A 16,485-nucleotide genomic window follows, 5' to 3' on the forward strand; every position below is an offset into this window, starting at 1 on the left:
GCCGTCCCTATGATCACCCGTATGCGCAGCCGCCAGTACGGACCCGACCTCACCCCGCCGTGGAAGAAGCAGACCCCCGCTCCGGAGGTGCCCGCCGAGCCGGACCTGGTGGTCGAGGACGCGGCCACCGGATTCTGCGGGGCGGTGGTGCGCTGCGAGAAGACCGCCGAGGGGTTCACCGTCACCCTGGAGGACCGCTTCGGCAAACTCCGGGTGTTCCCGATGGTGCCGCGCGGCTTCCTGCTGGAGGGCCGGGTGGTGACCCTGGTCCGGCCCGCCGGCCCGGCACCCTCCCGCGCGCCCGGGCGCACCGCCTCCGGCTCGATCGCCGTGCCCGGCGCCCGGGCACGGGTCGCCCGCGAGTCCCGGATCTACGTGGAGGGCCGGCACGACGCCGAGCTGGTCGAGCGGGTCTGGGGCGACGACCTGCGGATCGAGGGCGTGGTGGTCGAGTACCTGCGGGGCATCGACGACCTGCCCGCGATCGTGGCCGACTTCGCCCCCGGCCCCGGCCGCCGCCTCGGCGTGCTGGTCGACCACCTGCTCCCCGGCACCAAGGAGCACCGCATCGCCGCGCAGGTCACCGGCGAGTCGGTGCTGGTCGTCGGCCACCCGTACGTCGACGTCTGGCAGGCCGTGAAGCCGTCGAGCGTCGGCATCCCCGGCTGGCCCGCGGTCCCCCGGGGCGAGGACTGGAAGGAGGGCACCTGCCGGCGCCTCGGCTGGCCGGTGGACACCCCGGCGGCCTGGAAGCGCATCCTGTCGAAGGTGAACAGCTACAAGGACCTGGAGCCCGAACTGCTGGGCCGCGTCGAGGAGCTGATCGACTTCGTGACGTCGCCGGCGTGAGACCGGTCAGACGTACTTCTGGAACTCCGTGGTGTCCAGCTCGATGTCGAGCAACCCGATGGGAACCGGCTCGCCGAACTTGCTGATCCGCTCCGAAAGGTACCTCGGAAGCCCGGACCCGGGATCCTCCCCCAACTCGGTGAGCAGCACGCACACGCCCTTGATCGGGTCGACGATCAGGTACGCGGGGATGGTGCCCTCGGCGTAGAGCTCTCGCTTGGTCCGGTAGTCACGATCGACACTGGTCCTCGACACCACCTCGACCACCAGGGTGACCGCGGGCGACGGCAGCAGTCGGCCGTGCTCCTCCACCGCTCCGCGTTCGAAGACGACCAGGTCCGGCTGGGGTTCACTCGCCTGCCCGGGGATCGCCACGTCCTGGGTGGTGAGCGGACGCCACCGACCGAGCGGGAGCTGGGACTGGATCGCCAGGACGATGAGGTTGTGGACCATGTCAGGGCCGGCCATCATCACGATTTCCCCCCGGATGAGCTCGGCCTTGACGCCTTCCGGCACCTTCAAATTCTCGAAGATCCCAGTCATCCGGTCATCGATGGCGGTCATCGCACGCTCCCTCCGACGGCTGACACCCACGTTAACGAAGGTCAGTCCACCAGGTCACGTACGACGGCGTCCGCCAGCAGCCTTCCCGGGAGGGTCAGCGCGGCGCGGCCGGCCCGGTACGGCGCGGGGGCGAGGTGGCCGTCGGCGAGGTGCTGCTCGGCGGCCTTGCGGCCGGTGTCGGTGAGCAGGTCCAGGGGGACGCCGTCGACCAGGCGCAGCTCCAGCAGGATGCGCTCGGCCCGGCGGTCCTCCTCCGCCAGGACCTCGCGGCCCAGGCCGGGGGTGCGGCCCTCGGCGAGCGCCCGGGCGTAGGCGGCGGGGTGCTTGGCGTTCCACCAGCGGACGCCGCCGACGTGGCTGTGGGCGCCGGGGCCGGCGCCCCACCAGTCGGCTCCGGTCCAGTACAGCTCGTTGTGGCGGCAGCGGCCCTCGGGGGTGGTGGCCCAGTTGGAGACCTCGTACCAGGCGTAGCCGGCGGCGCTGAGGGCCTGCTCGGCGATGAGGTACCGGTCGGCGTGCACGTCGTCGTCGATCATCGGCAGTTCGCCGCGCTTGACCCGGGCGGCCAGCCGGGTGCCCTCCTCGACGATCAGCGAGTACGCGGACACGTGGTCCGGCCCGGCGCCGATCGCCGCGTCCAGGGAGGCCCGCCAGTCGTCGTCGGACTCACCGGGGGTGCCGTAGATCAGGTCGAGGTTGACGTGCTCGAAGCCGGCTTCGCGGGCCTCGGCCACACAGGCCTCGGGGCGGCCCGGGGTGTGGTGGCGGTCGAGCAGTCGCAGCACGTGCGGACGGGCGCTCTGCATGCCGAAGGAGATCCGGTTGTAGCCGCCCTCGCGCAACTCGGCCAGGTACGCCGGGTCGACGGACTCCGGGTTGGCCTCGGTGGTGACCTCCGCGTCGGGGGCGAGCCCGAACTCCTCGCGCAGCGCGGCGAGCATCTTCACCAGGTCGCGGGCCGGCAGCAGGGTCGGGGTGCCGCCGCCGAGGAAGACGGTGCGCACCGGGAGGTCCGCGTCGCCCAGCACCCGCCGGGCCAGCCGGATCTCGGAGACCACGTTGTCGGCGTAGGTCTCCTGGGAGGCGACGGCGCCGGACGCGCGCAGCTCGGTGGCCGTGTAGGTGTTGAAGTCGCAGTAACCGCAGCGGCTGGCGCAGTACGGCACGTGCAGGTAGAAGCCGAACGGCCGGGAGCCCAGCCCGGAGAGGGCGTGCGCGGGCAGGGAACCGTCGGACGGCACCGGTTCGCCGTCGGGGAGTGCGGAGGGCATGACCCCATTGTCCCGTACGGCCCGCGAACCCCGCGCGGACCGTACGGGAGGCGGGCTCAGGCCTCGTTGGCGCCCGCGTACATGGCGGTCACCGCGTCCGCGTAGGTCCGCTCGACCACCGGGCGCTTGATCTTCAGGCTGGGCGTGAGCTCACCGTGCTCGATGTCCAGGTCGCGCGGCAGCAGGTGGAACTTCTTGATCGTCTGCCAGCGCTGGAGATCGGCGTTGACGCGCTGCACGAAGCCCTCGATCAGCCGGCGCACGGCGGGCTCCTCGGCCAGCTCGGCGTAGCTCTTTCCGGCCAGGCCGTGCTCGGCGGCCCACGGCATCAGCACCGACTCGTCCAGGCCGATCAGCGCGGTGCAGTAGTTGCGGCCGTTGCCGATCACCAGGATGTTGCTGACGAACGGGCAGACGGCCTTGAACTTGCCCTCGACCTCGCTGGGCGCCACGTACTTGCCGCCGGAGGTCTTGAACAGGTCCTTCTTGCGGTCGGTGATCCGCAGGAAGCCGTCGGCGCTCAGCTCGCCGATGTCCTCGGTGTGGAACCAGCCGTCCGGCTCCAGCACCTCGGCGGTCTTCTCCGGCAGGTTGTGGTAGCCGCGCATGATGCCCGGGCCGCGCAGCAGGATCTCGCCGTCCTCGGCGATCCGCACCTCGGTGCCGGGCAGGGGGCGGCCCACCGTGCCGATCCGGACGTCCTCCTCGCGGTTGACGCAGGACCCGGCGCTGGTCTCGGAGAGGCCGTAGCCCTCCAGGATCGGCACCCCGGCGCCGAGGAAGAAGTAGCCGATCTCGGGGGCCAGCGCGGCGCTGCCGGAGACCGCGCCGCGCAGCCGGCCGCCGAAGGCCGCCCGGATCTTGGCGTACACCAGCTTGTCGGCCAGCGCGTGCTGCAACCGCAGCCCCAGCGGGGCGCTGCCGACGCCGGTGGCGATCCGGTTCGCCTGGACCACCCGGGCGTGGTCGCGGGCGACCTTGGCCGCCCACATGAAGATCTTGTACTTGGCGCCGCCCTCGGCCCGGGCCCGGCCGGCGATGCCGTTGTACACCTTCTCGAAGATGCGCGGCGCGGAGGCCATGATGGTCGGCCGGATGGCCGGCAGGTTGTGGATGATCCGGTCGACCCGGCCGTCCACCGCCATCACGTGGCCGGTCGCGATCTGCCCCGAGATCAGCGTCTTGCCGAACACGTGCGACAGCGGCAGCCACATGAACTGGACGTCGTCGGAGCGCAGCAGCCCGCTGGCCTCCTGCGCCCGGCCCTCGTACGCCCAGCAGTCGTGCACCAGGCGCACGCCCTTGGGGCGGCCGGTGGTGCCGGAGGTGTAGATGAGGGTCGCCAGCTGCTCCTTGTCGAGCGCGGCGACGGCCTTCTCGATCGCGTCCGGGTGCTGCTCCAGGTACTCGGCGCCGCGCTGCTCCAGCTCGGCGAGGGTGAGCAGCTCCAGCCCGGCCGTCTCGGGGGCCTCGGCGGGGGCGTCGAAGAGGATGACGGTGCGCAGCTCGGGCAGGTGCTCGATCTGCTCGACGGCCTTGGCCAGCTGGGCGGCGTTCTCGGCGAACAGCGCCTTGGAGCCGGAGTCGGAGAGGATGAAGGCGGTCTCGTCCGCGTTGGTGCTGGGGTAGACCGTGGTGATGGCCGCGCCCGCGCACATGGCCCCGAGGTCGGCGACGATCCATTCCAGCCGGGTGGAGGAGGCCAGCGCGACCCGGTCCTCCGCCTGGATGCCGAGCGCCATCAGGCCGGCCGCCACCGCCTTGACCCGTACGGCGGTCTGCGCCCAGGTCAGCGAACGCCACTGCTCGGCGCCCGGGGCGCCGTCGGCGGCGTGCTCGTCCACCGGTGCGGGGTGGCGGTAGGCCTCCGCGTTGGGGGTCGCGGCGACGCGCTCCAGGAACAGGTGGGCGACGGAGGCGGGACGCCCGGCGACGATGTCGGCACTGCCGGAGTCGATCAGGGACTGCGCGGAACTCAACGAGGACCTCCGGGGGCGGGTGGCCGTCTGAGGGATTGCGGCGTCCGTGGGGGCGGTCGCCGGGGCCCCGGTTCACCTGAGCGGTACCGGTCAGTAACAAGGGCGTAGTCAGCAGCCTAGGGGGAAACCGGTCATTCCGTAAGGGGGCGGGCCCAGCTGGCACGGCGTCGCGGCGCCCGTGCCCGGGCGCCCGCCCCACGGCCGCCCCGCACGCGCCCCGCCCTGCCGCGACCCGCCCGTCCCCGGTCGGCCTCCTGGTCGTCGCACGGTCCGGCCCCCGGCTCGTCTCCTGGCCCGTCCAGCGGTCGGACTCCCGGTCCGTGGGACGCCTTGGCAAAGGCCCGGCAAACCTCAGCCGGACAGCCCCCGAATCGTCCGGACCACGACACGGAACCACGAGAATTGGGGTGCGAACCCGACCGGCGACGACAAGAGTGGGCCAGTGCTGATCAGACTGCTCCGGGCGTACCTGCGCCCATATTCCCGACCGATCACCTTGCTGGTGGTACTCCAGCTGGTGTCCACCCTCGCGGCGCTGTACCTGCCGACGCTCAACGCCGACATCATCGACAAGGGCGTGGTCAAGGGCGACACCGGCTACATCCTGCGGCTGGGGGCGGTGATGATCGGCGTCACCCTCGTCCAGGCCCTCTGCTCGATCGGCGCCGTCTACCTCGGCGCCCGCACGGCGATGGCCTTCGGCCGGGACGTCCGCGCCGCCGTCTTCGACCGGGTGCAGAGCTTCTCCGCCCGCGAGGTCGGCGAGTTCGGCGCGCCCTCCCTGATCACCCGCACCACCAACGACGTCCAGCAGGTCCAGATGCTGGCCCTGATGAGCTTCACCCTGATGGTGGCCGCGCCGATCATGTGCGTCGGCGGCATCATCATGGCGCTCAACCAGGACGTCCCGCTGTCCGGCCTGCTGCTCGCCGTCATCCCCGCGCTCGGCGTCGTCGTCACCCTGCTGGTGCGCGCGCTGCGGCCCAAGTTCCGCAGCATGCAGAAGAAGATCGACACCGTGAACCGGGTGCTGCGCGAGCAGATCACCGGCATCCGGGTGATCCGCGCCTTCGTCAAGGACGACCACGAGCAGACCCGCTTCGCCGAGGCCAACGAGGACCTCACCCAGGTCTCCCGGGCCGTCGGCCGGCTGATGTCCATGATGTTCCCGGCCGTGATGCTCGTCGTGAACGTCTCCAGCGTCGCGGTGCTCTGGTTCGGCGCCCACCGCATCGAGAGCCAGGACATGGAGATCGGCGCGCTGACCGCCTTCCTCTCCTACCTGATGCAGATCCTGATGAGCGTCATGATGGCCACCTTCATGTTCATGATGGTGCCGCGCGCCGAGGTCTGCGCCGAACGCGTCCAGGAGGTCCTCGCCACCTCCTCCAGCGTCGTCCCGCCCGCCGCGCCGATCACCGAGGTGCTGCGCCGCGGCAACCTGGAACTGCGCGACGTCGAGTTCCGCTACCCCGGCGCCGAGGCCCCGGTGCTGCGCGGGATCGACCTCACCGCCCGCCCCGGCGAGACCACCGCCATCATCGGCTCCACCGGCAGCGGCAAGTCCACCCTGCTCGGCCTCGTCCCCCGGCTCTTCGACGCCACCGGCGGCCGGGTCCTCCTGGACGGCGTCGACGTGCGCGAACTGGCCCCCGAGGCGATCGCCGAGACCGTCGGCATCGTCCCCCAGAAGCCGTACCTGTTCTCCGGGACCGTCGCCAGCAACCTGCGCTACGGCCGCCCCGACGCCACCGACGAGGAGCTCTGGCACGCCCTGGAGGTCGCCCAGGCCAAGGAGTTCGTCGAGAAGCTTCCCGAAGGCCTGGCCGCCCCGATCGCCCAGGGCGGCAGCAACGTATCCGGCGGCCAGCGCCAGCGGCTGGCCATCGCCCGCGCCCTCGTCCGCAAACCGGGCGTCTACCTCTTCGACGACTCCTTCTCCGCGCTCGACTACGCCACCGACGCCAGGCTGCGCAAGGCCCTCGCCCGCGAGACCGCCGACGCCACCGTCCTGATCGTCGCCCAGCGCGTGTCCACCATCCGCGACGCCGACCGGATCATCGTCCTCGACGAGGGCGCCGTCGTCGGCAGCGGAACCCACCACGAACTGATGGCCGACAACCCGACGTACCGGGAGATCGTGCTCTCCCAGCTCACCGAGCAGGAGGCGGCGTGACCAGCCCCGGAAAGCCCGCCGCGACCCAGGCCGGGAAGCCCTCCGGCGCCCCGGACGACACACTCCCCAGCGACTCCCAGGCCGCCGCCGCCCGCCGCGGCCCCGCCGGACCGGGCCGCTTCATGGGCGGCCAGGGCGCCGAGAAGTCGATGGACTTCAAGGGCTCCGGCAAGCGCGTGCTCGGCCTACTGCGCCCCGAACGCAAACTGCTGATCGGCGTGCTGGTCCTCGGCGTGCTCGGCATCGGCTGCGCCGTCACCGGCCCCAAGATCCTCGGCGACGCCACCGACCTGATCTTCGCCGGCGTGGTCGGCGCCCGCTTCCAGCCCGGCACCTCCAAGGCCGAGGTCATCGCCGGGCTGCGCGCCCACGGCGAAGGCGGCATCGCCGACCTGCTCTCCGCCGTCGACTTCACCCCCGGCCACGGCATGGACTTCGGCGCCATCGGCTCCGTCCTGCTCTGGGTGCTCGGCATCTACGTCGCCTCCGCCGGCTTCGGCATCCTCCAGGGGCGCCTCGCCACCCAGGCGATCCAGTCGGCCAGCTACCGGCTGCGCCAGGACGTCGAGGCGAAGCTCGCCCGGCTCCCCCTGAGCTACTTCGACAAGCAGCCGCGCGGCGAGGTGCTCAGCCGGGTCACCAACGACATCGACAACATCGGCCAGTCCATGCAGCAGACCATGGGACAGGTCGTCAACTCGCTGCTCACCGTGGTCGGCGTGCTGGCGATGATGTTCTGGATCTCCCCGCTGCTCGCCGTGATCGCGCTGGTCTCGGTGCCGCTGTCGGTGGTCGTCGCCGCCAAGGTCGGCAAGCGGGCCCAGCCCCAGTTCGTCCAGCAGTGGAAGTCCACCGGCCAACTCAACGCCCACATCGAGGAGATGTACACCGGCCACGCCCTGGTCAAGGTGTTCGGCCGGCAGCGCGAATCCGCCGAGACCTTCCGCGAGCACAACGAGGCGCTCTACCAGGCCAGCTTCCGGGCCCAGTTCATCTCCGGGATCATCCAGCCCGCGATGATGCTGATCGGCAACCTGCAGTACGTGCTGGTCGCCGTCGTCGGCGGCCTGCGGGTCGCCAGCGGCGCGCTCTCCATCGGCGACGTGCAGGCCTTCATCCAGTACTCCCGGCAGTTCAGCCAGCCGCTCACCCAGGTCGCCAGCATGGCGAACCTGGTGCAGTCCGGAGTCGCCTCCGCCGAGCGCGTCTTCGAACTCCTCGACGCCCCCGAGCAGAGCCCCGAGCCGGCCATGCCCGAGAAGCCGGACGCGGTCCGCGGCCGGGTCGCCTTCCAGGACGTGTCCTTCCGCTACGACCCCGACAAGCCGCTCATCGAGGACCTCTCGCTCAAGGTCGAACCCGGCCAGACCGTGGCCATCGTCGGCCCCACCGGCGCCGGCAAGACCACCCTGGTCAACCTGCTGATGCGGTTCTACGAGGTCAGCGGCGGCCGGATCACCCTGGACGGGGTCGACATCGCCGCGATGTCCCGCGAGGACCTGCGCTCGGGCATCGGCATGGTCCTCCAGGACACCTGGCTGTTCGGCGGCACCATCGCCGACAACATCGCCTACGGCGCCCAGGGCGCCACCCGGGAACAGGTCGTCGAGGCCGCCAAGGCCGCCCACGTCGACCGGTTCGTCCGCACCCTGCCGGACGGCTACGACACCGTCATCGACGACGAGGGCACCGGCGTCAGCGCGGGCGAGAAGCAGCTGATCACCATCGCCCGGGCGTTCCTCGCCCAGCCGTCCATCCTGGTCCTGGACGAGGCGACCAGCTCCGTCGACACCCGCACCGAGGTCCTGATCCAGCGGGCCATGGCCCGGCTGCGCACCGGCCGCACCAGCTTCGTGATCGCCCACCGCCTCTCCACCATCCGGGACGCCGACGTGATCCTGGTGATGGAGAGCGGCTCCATCGTGGAACAGGGCTCGCACGACGAGCTGATCGCCGCCGGCGGCGCCTACGCCCGGCTCTACCAGGCGCAGTTCGCGGAGGCCGTGGCCGAGGTCGACTGACCGCGGCGGTGGTCGGCGCGGGCTGACCGCCCGACACCCGGCCCGCCGCCCGACACCCCGGCCCGCCGCCCGACGGCCGGCCGACACCCGGGCCGGGCCCCACCCGCGGCCCGGCCGGCACCGGAGAGCCGGGACGGGACTCACCCGTCCCGGCTCTTCGCAACCCCCACGGCCTTCGCTACCGTGACTCCCGTGACCGCCCAGCCCAGCGCCGCCGACCGCACCCCGGACGCGTTCGAGACGAACCGCCGCTACCTGGGCTCGGTCGCCTACCGGCTGCTCGGCTCCTTCACCGACGCCGAGGACGTCCTCCAGGACGCCTGGCTGCGCTGGCAGGCCGCCGACCACGCCACCGTCACCGACCCGCGGGCCTTCCTCACCACCGTGGTCACCCGGCTCTGCTACGACCAGCTCGGCTCCGCCCGGGCCCGCCGCGAGGCCTACTACGGCGAGTGGCTGCCGGAACCGTCCGTCACCTACACCAGCGGCCCCGACTCCCCCGCCGAACTGGCCGAACGCGGCGAGTCCGTCTCACTCGCCCTGCTCGCAGTCCTGGAGCAGCTCACCCCGGCCGAACGGGCCGCCTTCGTGCTGCACGACGTGTTCGCGGTCGGCTTCGAGGACATCGCCGCCTCCCTGGACCGCACCCCCGAAGCCACCCGCCAACTCGCCTCCCGGGCCCGCCGCCGGGTGCGCGCCGGCGCCCGGCCGTCCGGCGGCGCCGACCCGGCCGAACACCGCCGGGCCGTCGAGGCCTTCGCCTCCGCCAGCACCCGGGGCGACATCCTCGCGCTGATGGAGGTCCTCGACCCGGACGTGGTCTGGCACTCCGACGGCGGCGGCATCGTCCGCGCCGGTGTCCGCCCCATCCACGGCGCCGACCGGGTGTCCCGCATGGTGGCCGGCCTGGTCGCCAAGTGGTTCACCCCAGACCTGGCGACCGGCCACGCGATGGTCAACGGCGAACCCGGCCTGGTCTGGTACGACCGGGCCACCGGCGCCGTCGGCGGCGTGCTGGCCTTCACCGTGGCCGGCGGACGGATCACCGAGGCGTACGTCGTCGTGAATCCGGAGAAGCTCGGCCGGATCACCCCGGTCACCGCCCCGTGACAACCGCCGCCGAGGCGTGACGCAGCTCACCGTCACACCGCGACCGGCCGCGTCGTCCCCTTCCCGAACAGCGCTCCACCGGAGCCGGACGGCGTCCCGCCGGGACGCCCTCACGAGGAGGCGGACCAGATGAGCAGCAGCAACAGCACCACCGGCACCGGCCGGCGGATCGTCGTCCTGGGAGCCGGATACGCCGGACTCACCGCGGCCAAGGGCGCCGCCCGGCACCGGACCGTCACCCTGGTCGCCCCCGAGGAACGGCTCCTCCACCGCATCCGCCAGCACGAGACGGCCGCCGGCCGCGGCCGCGACTGGCCCGCCCTCGAGGAACTGGCGCGCGGCCGCCGGATCCGGCACCACCGGGCCCGGGCCGTCGACCTCGACCTGGCCGGGCACAAGGTCGCCCTGGACGACGGCACCACCCTCGGCTACGACACCCTGGTCTACGCCCTCGGCAGCCGCACCGCCTGGCACGACGTCCCCGGCGCCGTCGAGCACGCCCACCCCGTCGAGCACGCCCACGACGTGCGGCGGCTGATCCGCGAAGCCGACCGCCCCGGCACCCTCGCCGTCGTCGGCGGCGGCGCCACCGGCATCGAGCTGGCCACCGAACTCGCCGAGGCCCACCCCGCCTGGCGGGTGCGGATCGTCTCCGCCGGGCAGGTCGGCGGCATCTACTCGCCCAAGGGCCGGGCCCACATCCGCCGCGTCCTCGACCGCCTCGGCGTCGACGTCCACGAGGACGCCACCGTCACCGAGGTCACCCCGGACGGGCTGCGCACCACCGCCGGTCCGATCACGGCCGACCTCACGATGTGGGCCGCCTCGATGGAGCCGCACCCGCTGGCCGCCCGGGCCGGACTGGCCGTGGACGACCGCGGCCGGGCCCTGGTGGACGACCACCTGCGGTCGGTCTCGCACCCGGACGTCCACGTGGTCGGCGACGCCGCCGCCGTCACCGTCCCCGGCATCGGCACCCTCCGGATGGGCTGCGCCACCGCCCTGCCGCAGGGGCAGTACGTCGGCAAGCTGCTCGACGGGCGGACCACCGCGCCGTTCTCGTTCCGGTACGTCGTGCACTGCCTGAGCCTCGGCCGCCGGGACGGGCTGCTCCAACTGGTCCACCCGGACGACTCCATGAAGCCCACCGTCCTCACCGGCGCCGCCGGGCGGCTGGCCAAGGCGGCGATCGTCGGGGTCGTGTTCGGCTCGCTGAAGTAGTCGGCGGGCCGGCGGCCGGCTGGCTGGCTGGCTGGCTGGCTGGCTGGCTGGGCGAAAACCGGGAAACGGGAAACGGGAAACGGGAAGGGCCCGGGCATCCGCCCGGGCCCTTCCCGATCCCCTGGTGCCGCTCGCGGCTACTTCTTCTCCTTCGGCACCTCGGCGTCGGTGGACAGCGCGGCGATGAAGGCCTCCTGCGGGACCTCCACGCGGCCGACCATCTTCATCCGCTTCTTGCCTTCCTTCTGCTTCTCCAGCAGCTTCCGCTTGCGGGAGATGTCACCGCCGTAGCACTTGGCGAGGACGTCCTTGCGGATCGCGCGGACCGTCTCGCGGGCGATGACCCGGGAGCCGATGGCGGCCTGGATCGGCACCTCGAACTGCTGGCGGGGGATGAGCTTCTGCAGCTTGCCGGCCATCATCACACCGTAGCTGTAGGCCTTGTCCTTGTGCACGATCGCGGAGAAGGCGTCCACCGCGTCGCCGTGCAGCAGGATGTCGACCTTGACCAGGCTGGCGGTCTGCTCGCCGATGGGCTCGTAGTCGAGCGAGGCGTAGCCGCGGGTCTTGGACTTCAGCTGGTCGAAGAAGTCGAAGACGATCTCCGCGAGCGGCAGGGTGTAGCGCAGCTCGACGCGGTCCTCGGACAGGTAGTCCATGCCCTGGAGGCTGCCGCGGCGGGACTGGCAGAGCTCCATGATCGCGCCGACGAACTCGTTGGGCGCCAGGATGGTGCCGCGCACGATCGGCTCGTACACCTCGGCGATCTTGCCGGTGGGGAACTCGCTCGGGTTGGTGACGGTGTGCTCGGTGCCGTCCTCCATGATCACCCGGTAGACCACGTTGGGAGCGGTGGAGATCAGGTCGAGGTTGAACTCGCGCTCCAGGCGCTCCCGGATGATCTCCAGGTGCAGCAGGCCGAGGAAGCCGCAGCGGTAACCGAAGCCCAGCGCCACCGAGGTCTCCGGCTCGTACACCAGGGCGGCGTCGTTGAGGCGCAGCTTGTCCAGGGCGTCGCGCAGCAGCGGGTAGTCCGAACCGTCCAGCGGGTAGAGGCCGGAGAACACCATCGGGCGCGGGTCCTTGTAGCCGCCGAGCGGCTCGGTGGCGCCCTTGTTCTGGGAGGTGATCGTGTCACCGACCTTGGACTGCCGGACGTCCTTCACGCCGGTGATGATGTAGCCCACCTCGCCGACGCCGAGGCCGTCGGCGACCTTCGGCTCGGGCGAGATGACACCGATCTCCAGCAGTTCGTGGGTGGCGCCGGTGGACATCATCGCGATGCGCTCGCGCTTGTTCAGCTGGCCGTCCACGACACGGACGTAGGTGACCACGCCGCGGTACGCGTCGTACACCGAGTCGAAGATCATCGCGCGGGCCGGGGCCTGCGCGACGCCGACCGGGGCCGGGATGGTGTTGACGATGTGGTCCAGCAGGTCCTCGACGCCCAGACCGGTCTTGGCGCTGACCTTGAGCACGTCGGCCGGGTCGCAGCCGATGATGTGGGCGATCTCCTCGGCGTACTTCTCCGGCTGGGCGGCCGGGAGGTCGATCTTGTTGAGGACCGGGACGATCGTGAGGTCGTTCTCCAGCGCCAGGTACAGGTTGGCGAGGGTCTGCGCCTCGATGCCCTGGGCCGCGTCGACCACCAGGATGGTGCCCTCGCAGGCCGCCAGGGAGCGGGACACCTCGTACGTGAAGTCCACGTGGCCCGGGGTGTCGATCATGTTGAGGATGTGCGTCGTCCCGGCGTTCGACCCGGTCCTGGGGGCCCACGGGAGGCGGACCGCCTGCGACTTGATGGTGATGCCGCGCTCGCGCTCGATGTCCATGCGGTCGAGGTACTGGGCGCGCATCTGCCGCGGGTCGACGACGCCGGTGATCTGCAGCATCCGGTCTGCGAGCGTCGACTTGCCGTGGTCGATGTGGGCGATGATGCAGAAGTTGCGGATCAGCGCCGGGTCGGTACGGCTGGGCTCTGGCACATTGCTGGGGGTCGCGGGCACCTTGGTCCGATTCTCCGTTGGTCCGGGGCCGGGGGTGTCCGGATCATCGCTGACCGGCTATCCCGGGGACCGGACGGTCTCGTCCGATCGAAATAGTGCTTCCCATCTTCCCACGAGCGCGGGCCGCACTGCCGTTCGGGCACCGCGGAGCGTTCCGGCGCGCGGCTGTGCGGTGACCGGACGGGGCCTTGTGCGGCGACCGGACGGGCCTTGTGGGGCGTTGGGACGGGCCTTGTGCAGCGATGGGACGGCCCTTGTGCCGTGGCGGGCCGGGCCTCCATGATCCCGGCATGATCCTGGAAAGCGCCCTGCTCGACGTCCTACCCGGCCAGGAGGACGAGTTCCTCGCCGCCTTCGCCGAGGCCCGCCCGCTGATCGCCGTCCAACGCGGGTTCCGCTCGCTGGAACTGCGGCGCTGCGTCGACGACGGGCGCGGGTCGCGCTTCCTGCTGCAGGTGGAGTGGGAGACGCTCGCCGACCACACGGAGGGGTTCCGCGGCTCGGCCGAGTACGGCCGGTGGCGGGAGCTGCTGCACCGGTTCTACCAGCCGTTCCCGGTGGTCGAGCACTACGGGGAGCCGGTGCTGAGCGCCTGACGCGGCCGGCGCGGGGTCCGGGTGCGGGTCTGGGTGCGGGCTCCGGGTGCGGACCCGGTTGTGCGACCAGGTGCTGCGACCGGGCATGTGGTCCGGGGTGAGGCCCGAGTGCGAGGTCCGGTGTGGGCCTCGGCATGAGGTCCGGTTTGGGTCGGGCAGCGGCCCTTTGGTAGCGTGGGCTGCTGCACCTGGCCTCGGCATGCCCTCTCAGCTGGACGACGGCCTCCAGCGTGCAACCCCTCCCCGGCCCCGGCCGGGGGGACACCCGTGATCCTTTTAGACAGACTGAGGCTCCTTCGTGGCGAACATCAAGTCCCAGATCAAGCGCAACAAGACCAACGAGAAGGCGCGCCTGCGCAACAAGGCCGTCAAGTCCTCGCTGAAGACCGCTCTGCGCAAGGCCCGTGAGGCCGCTGCCGCCGGCGAGACCGAGAAGGCCGTCGTGCTGGCCCGCGCCGCCTCCAAGGCGCTGGACAAGGCCGTGAGCAAGGGCGTCATCCACGCCAACCAGGCCGCCAACAAGAAGTCGGCCATCACCAAGCGCGTCAACGCCACCCAGGCCTGACGCCCGGGGGGCATGGCCCCCACCGCCACGGGACCCGTCCGGCCCTCTACCCGGAACCCCGAGGCGTGCGAGACTCGCACCGCACGCGGCCTGCGTTCGCCACGCGGGTGCGGTGCACACCAGCTGTACGGCAGGCGCCGTAGCCGGTCTCTTCCCCAGAGGCCGACTGCGGCGCCTGTCGCGTTCCCGGCTCTGGTCGGGGCGCCGTGGCCACCGGTCATGCGCATGCGAGGGGACTTCGAGGTACGGCCGTATCGCGCCTAGGGTGGACAGAGCGCTTCGGCACCCGACACGCGGGACTGTTCGACGCCGTCACTGCCGCCGCAACCGGCTCGGCCCGGAGGTACGGGTCCGGTCCGTTCCCGGGCTGAGCCGAGCCGTCAGTAGGCGGGGCGGGAACCCGCCCGGGCGGCGCGGGCAACCGTGACCACCGCGCGTTCCAGGGCGAAGGCCGGATCGTCCGAGCCGCCCTTGACGGCGGCGTCGGCCTGGGCGATCGCGGTCAGCGCCGTCGCCACCGCGTCACCGGTCCAGCCGCGCATCTGCTGGCGGACCCGGTCGACCTTCCACGGCGGCATGCCCAACTCGCGGGCCAGGTCGGCCGGACGCATGTTCCGCCCGGCCGTCGCCAGCCGCCCGATGCTGCGCACGCCGGAGGCCAGCGCGTAGGTGATGCCGGTCGGCGGCTGCCCGACGGCCAGCGCCCAGCGCAACCGCTCGAGCGCCTCCGCCGCGCGTCCGGTGACGGCCAGGTCGGCCACCTCGAAGCCGGTCGCCTCGGCCCGGCCGCTGTAGTAGCGGGCCACCACCGTCTCGTCGATGGTGCCCTCGACGTCCGAGGTCAGCTGGCTGCACGCGGCCGCCAGCTCGCGCAGGTCGCTGCCGAGCGCGTCCAGCAGCGCCTGGCAGGCCTCCGGGGTCGCGGAGCGGCCCAGCGTGCGGAACTCGCCCTTGACGAAGGCCAGCCGCTCACTCGCCTTGGTCAGCTTGGCGCAGGCCACCTCACGGCCGCCGGCCTTCCGCCCGGCGTCCAGCAGGCCCTTGCCCTTGGCGCCACCGGCGTGCACCAACACCATGATCACTTCTTCGGCCGGGGCCTCGATGTACGCCTTGACCTCCTTCACGGAGTCGGCGGAGAGGTCCTGGGCGGCCCGGATCACGATCACCTTGCGCTCGGCGAACAGGGAGGGCGTGGTCAGCTCGGCCAGGCTGCCGGGCTGGAGGCCGCCGGGCGGCAGGTCCCGCACGTCGGTGTCCGGATCCGCCGCCTTCGCCGCGGCCACCACCTGGGCCACCGCGCGGTCCAGCAGCAGCTCCTCCTGGCCGACCGCGAGGGTCAGCGGGGCGAGCAGGTCGTCGGGTGCACTCTTCCTGGCCATCGCCTACCAGCATCCCACGCGCCGCGGACACTCCCGCCCGGGGCCGCCCGGCCCGACCGGACCTGGACAATGGTCCGGTGACCGAGAACCACACCACCGATCTCCCGGACGTCGAGGACCCCTTCGTCCGCCAGTTGCTCGTCCTGCCCGACCGCGACGCCGCCGACGAGGCCGCCGAGGAGCTCAGCGCCGACCACCCGGACCTCGGCGAACTGGAGATCGTCCGCGACGCCCTGGCCGGCGAGGACGACGCCGAGGACGCCCAGTGGCTCGTCGTCCTCGACCCCCCTGCCGACGGCTGGACCCCGACCCTCCTCCACGCCCTCGACACCCTGGCCGCCTCCCACGAAGGCTGGCGCGAGGAGGCCTGACACCCGGCGCCCGGCCCGCCGCCCACCAGCCGACCACACCAGGTCGGCGGAGGGGCCGGATGACCGAGGTGCCACCAGGCCGAGGGCGACAACCGAGCCACGGGACGGGGGACCGAAAACCGAGGGCTGCTGCGAGACCGAGCGGCGTCCGTGCTGTGCGTACGGCCGCTCGGCCACAACCGCACGAACCCGATTGCACGGGCCGCGACCGCAGCGGACTCGGGCGGGCCCCGAGCACCGCCCCGGCCACGGGTAACCCGCACGTCTCCGTGGCGGGGGGGGGCGGGGGCGGCCGGCCCCGCCCCCGCGCCGGGCCCCCCCGGCCCCCCCCCCCCCCCCCCCCCCCCCCCCCCCCCCCCCCCCCCCCCCCCCCCCGT

The 16,485-nt window shown here is 72.3% G+C and carries 13 protein-coding genes; 8 read left to right on the top strand and 5 right to left on the bottom strand.

Annotation, left to right across the window (positions count from 1 at the left end; translation table 11 throughout):
- Window positions 1-21 precede the first annotated feature (21 nt).
- Window positions 22-849, top strand: a complete 828-nt coding sequence (locus ACGF07_RS28135) for a DUF3097 domain-containing protein (protein ID WP_392903158.1) — start codon at window positions 22-24, stop codon at window positions 847-849.
- 6 nt (window positions 850-855) lie between these two features.
- On the opposite strand, the gene ACGF07_RS28140 is transcribed toward ACGF07_RS28135, so the two are convergent.
- Genes ACGF07_RS28140 through ACGF07_RS28150 form a run of 3 tightly spaced genes read right to left on the bottom strand, consistent with a single transcriptional unit; the run spans window position 856 to window position 4,663 of the window.
- On the bottom strand, window positions 856-1,413 hold the full coding sequence (locus ACGF07_RS28140) for a Uma2 family endonuclease (protein ID WP_350741423.1): 558 nt from the start codon (window positions 1,411-1,413) through the stop codon (window positions 856-858).
- 41 nt (window positions 1,414-1,454) lie between these two features.
- On the bottom strand, window positions 1,455-2,684 hold the full coding sequence (gene hemW, locus ACGF07_RS28145) for a radical SAM family heme chaperone HemW (RefSeq protein WP_392903162.1): 1,230 nt from the start codon (window positions 2,682-2,684) through the stop codon (window positions 1,455-1,457).
- Window positions 2,685-2,740: 56 nt separating this feature from the next.
- Window positions 2,741-4,663 carry an AMP-dependent synthetase/ligase gene (locus tag ACGF07_RS28150; RefSeq protein ID WP_392903164.1) on the bottom strand — a complete coding sequence of 641 codons (1,923 nt, stop codon included), beginning with the start codon at window positions 4,661-4,663 and terminating at the stop codon, window positions 2,741-2,743.
- 442 nt (window positions 4,664-5,105) lie between these two features.
- Here ACGF07_RS28150 and ACGF07_RS28155 point away from each other — a divergent pair, with 442 nt between their 5' ends.
- The 4 genes from ACGF07_RS28155 to ACGF07_RS28170 all read left to right on the top strand — a co-directional run bounded on the left by ACGF07_RS28155 (window position 5,106) and on the right by ACGF07_RS28170 (window position 11,191).
- Window positions 5,106-6,839 (top strand): ABC transporter ATP-binding protein, encoded by a 1,734-nt coding sequence (locus tag ACGF07_RS28155; protein ID WP_392903167.1) that lies wholly within the window; start codon window positions 5,106-5,108, stop codon window positions 6,837-6,839.
- On the top strand, window positions 6,836-8,860 hold the full coding sequence (locus ACGF07_RS28160) for an ABC transporter ATP-binding protein (RefSeq protein ID WP_392903170.1): 2,025 nt from the start codon (window positions 6,836-6,838) through the stop codon (window positions 8,858-8,860). The genes ACGF07_RS28155 and ACGF07_RS28160 overlap by 4 nt, the downstream gene beginning before the upstream one ends.
- Window positions 8,861-9,052: 192 nt before the next feature.
- Entirely contained in the window at window positions 9,053-9,970 is a 918-nt protein-coding gene (gene sigJ / locus ACGF07_RS28165) for an RNA polymerase sigma factor SigJ (protein ID WP_392903173.1), read from the top strand.
- 129 nt (window positions 9,971-10,099) lie between these two features.
- Window positions 10,100-11,191 (top strand): NAD(P)/FAD-dependent oxidoreductase, encoded by a 1,092-nt coding sequence (locus ACGF07_RS28170; protein ID WP_392903175.1) that lies wholly within the window; start codon window positions 10,100-10,102, stop codon window positions 11,189-11,191.
- A 137-nt stretch (window positions 11,192-11,328) separates the two neighbouring features.
- Here ACGF07_RS28170 and lepA read toward each other — a convergent pair whose 3' ends face one another.
- On the bottom strand, window positions 11,329-13,197 hold the full coding sequence (gene lepA, locus ACGF07_RS28175; protein WP_350741435.1) for a translation elongation factor 4: 1,869 nt from the start codon (window positions 13,195-13,197) through the stop codon (window positions 11,329-11,331).
- Window positions 13,198-13,487: 290 nt separating this feature from the next.
- Here lepA and ACGF07_RS28180 point away from each other — a divergent pair, with 290 nt between their 5' ends.
- Together ACGF07_RS28180 and rpsT are read left to right on the top strand one after the other, a co-directional pair.
- Window positions 13,488-13,793, top strand: a complete 306-nt coding sequence (locus ACGF07_RS28180) for an antibiotic biosynthesis monooxygenase family protein (protein ID WP_392903178.1) — start codon at window positions 13,488-13,490, stop codon at window positions 13,791-13,793.
- Between the two features lie 298 nt (window positions 13,794-14,091).
- The gene (rpsT, locus tag ACGF07_RS28185) at window positions 14,092-14,358 is read left to right on the top strand and encodes a 30S ribosomal protein S20 (RefSeq protein WP_350741439.1); all 267 of its coding nucleotides are present in this window, start codon (window positions 14,092-14,094) and stop codon (window positions 14,356-14,358) included.
- A gap of 380 nt (window positions 14,359-14,738) precedes the next feature.
- Here the strand turns inward: rpsT and holA are convergent, their stop codons facing one another.
- Window positions 14,739-15,737, bottom strand: coding sequence for a DNA polymerase III subunit delta (holA, locus tag ACGF07_RS28190; protein ID WP_350741441.1), 999 nt, complete (start codon window positions 15,735-15,737; stop codon window positions 14,739-14,741).
- A gap of 77 nt (window positions 15,738-15,814) precedes the next feature.
- Between holA and ACGF07_RS28195 the strand changes: the two genes are divergently transcribed.
- Window positions 15,815-16,108 (top strand): hypothetical protein, encoded by a 294-nt coding sequence (locus tag ACGF07_RS28195; RefSeq protein ID WP_392903181.1) that lies wholly within the window; start codon window positions 15,815-15,817, stop codon window positions 16,106-16,108.
- Window positions 16,109-16,485 lie beyond the last annotated feature (377 nt).

Source organism: Kitasatospora sp. NPDC048194, from assembly GCF_043202455.1.
In the GTDB taxonomy this organism is placed as follows: domain Bacteria; phylum Actinomycetota; class Actinomycetes; order Streptomycetales; family Streptomycetaceae; genus Kitasatospora.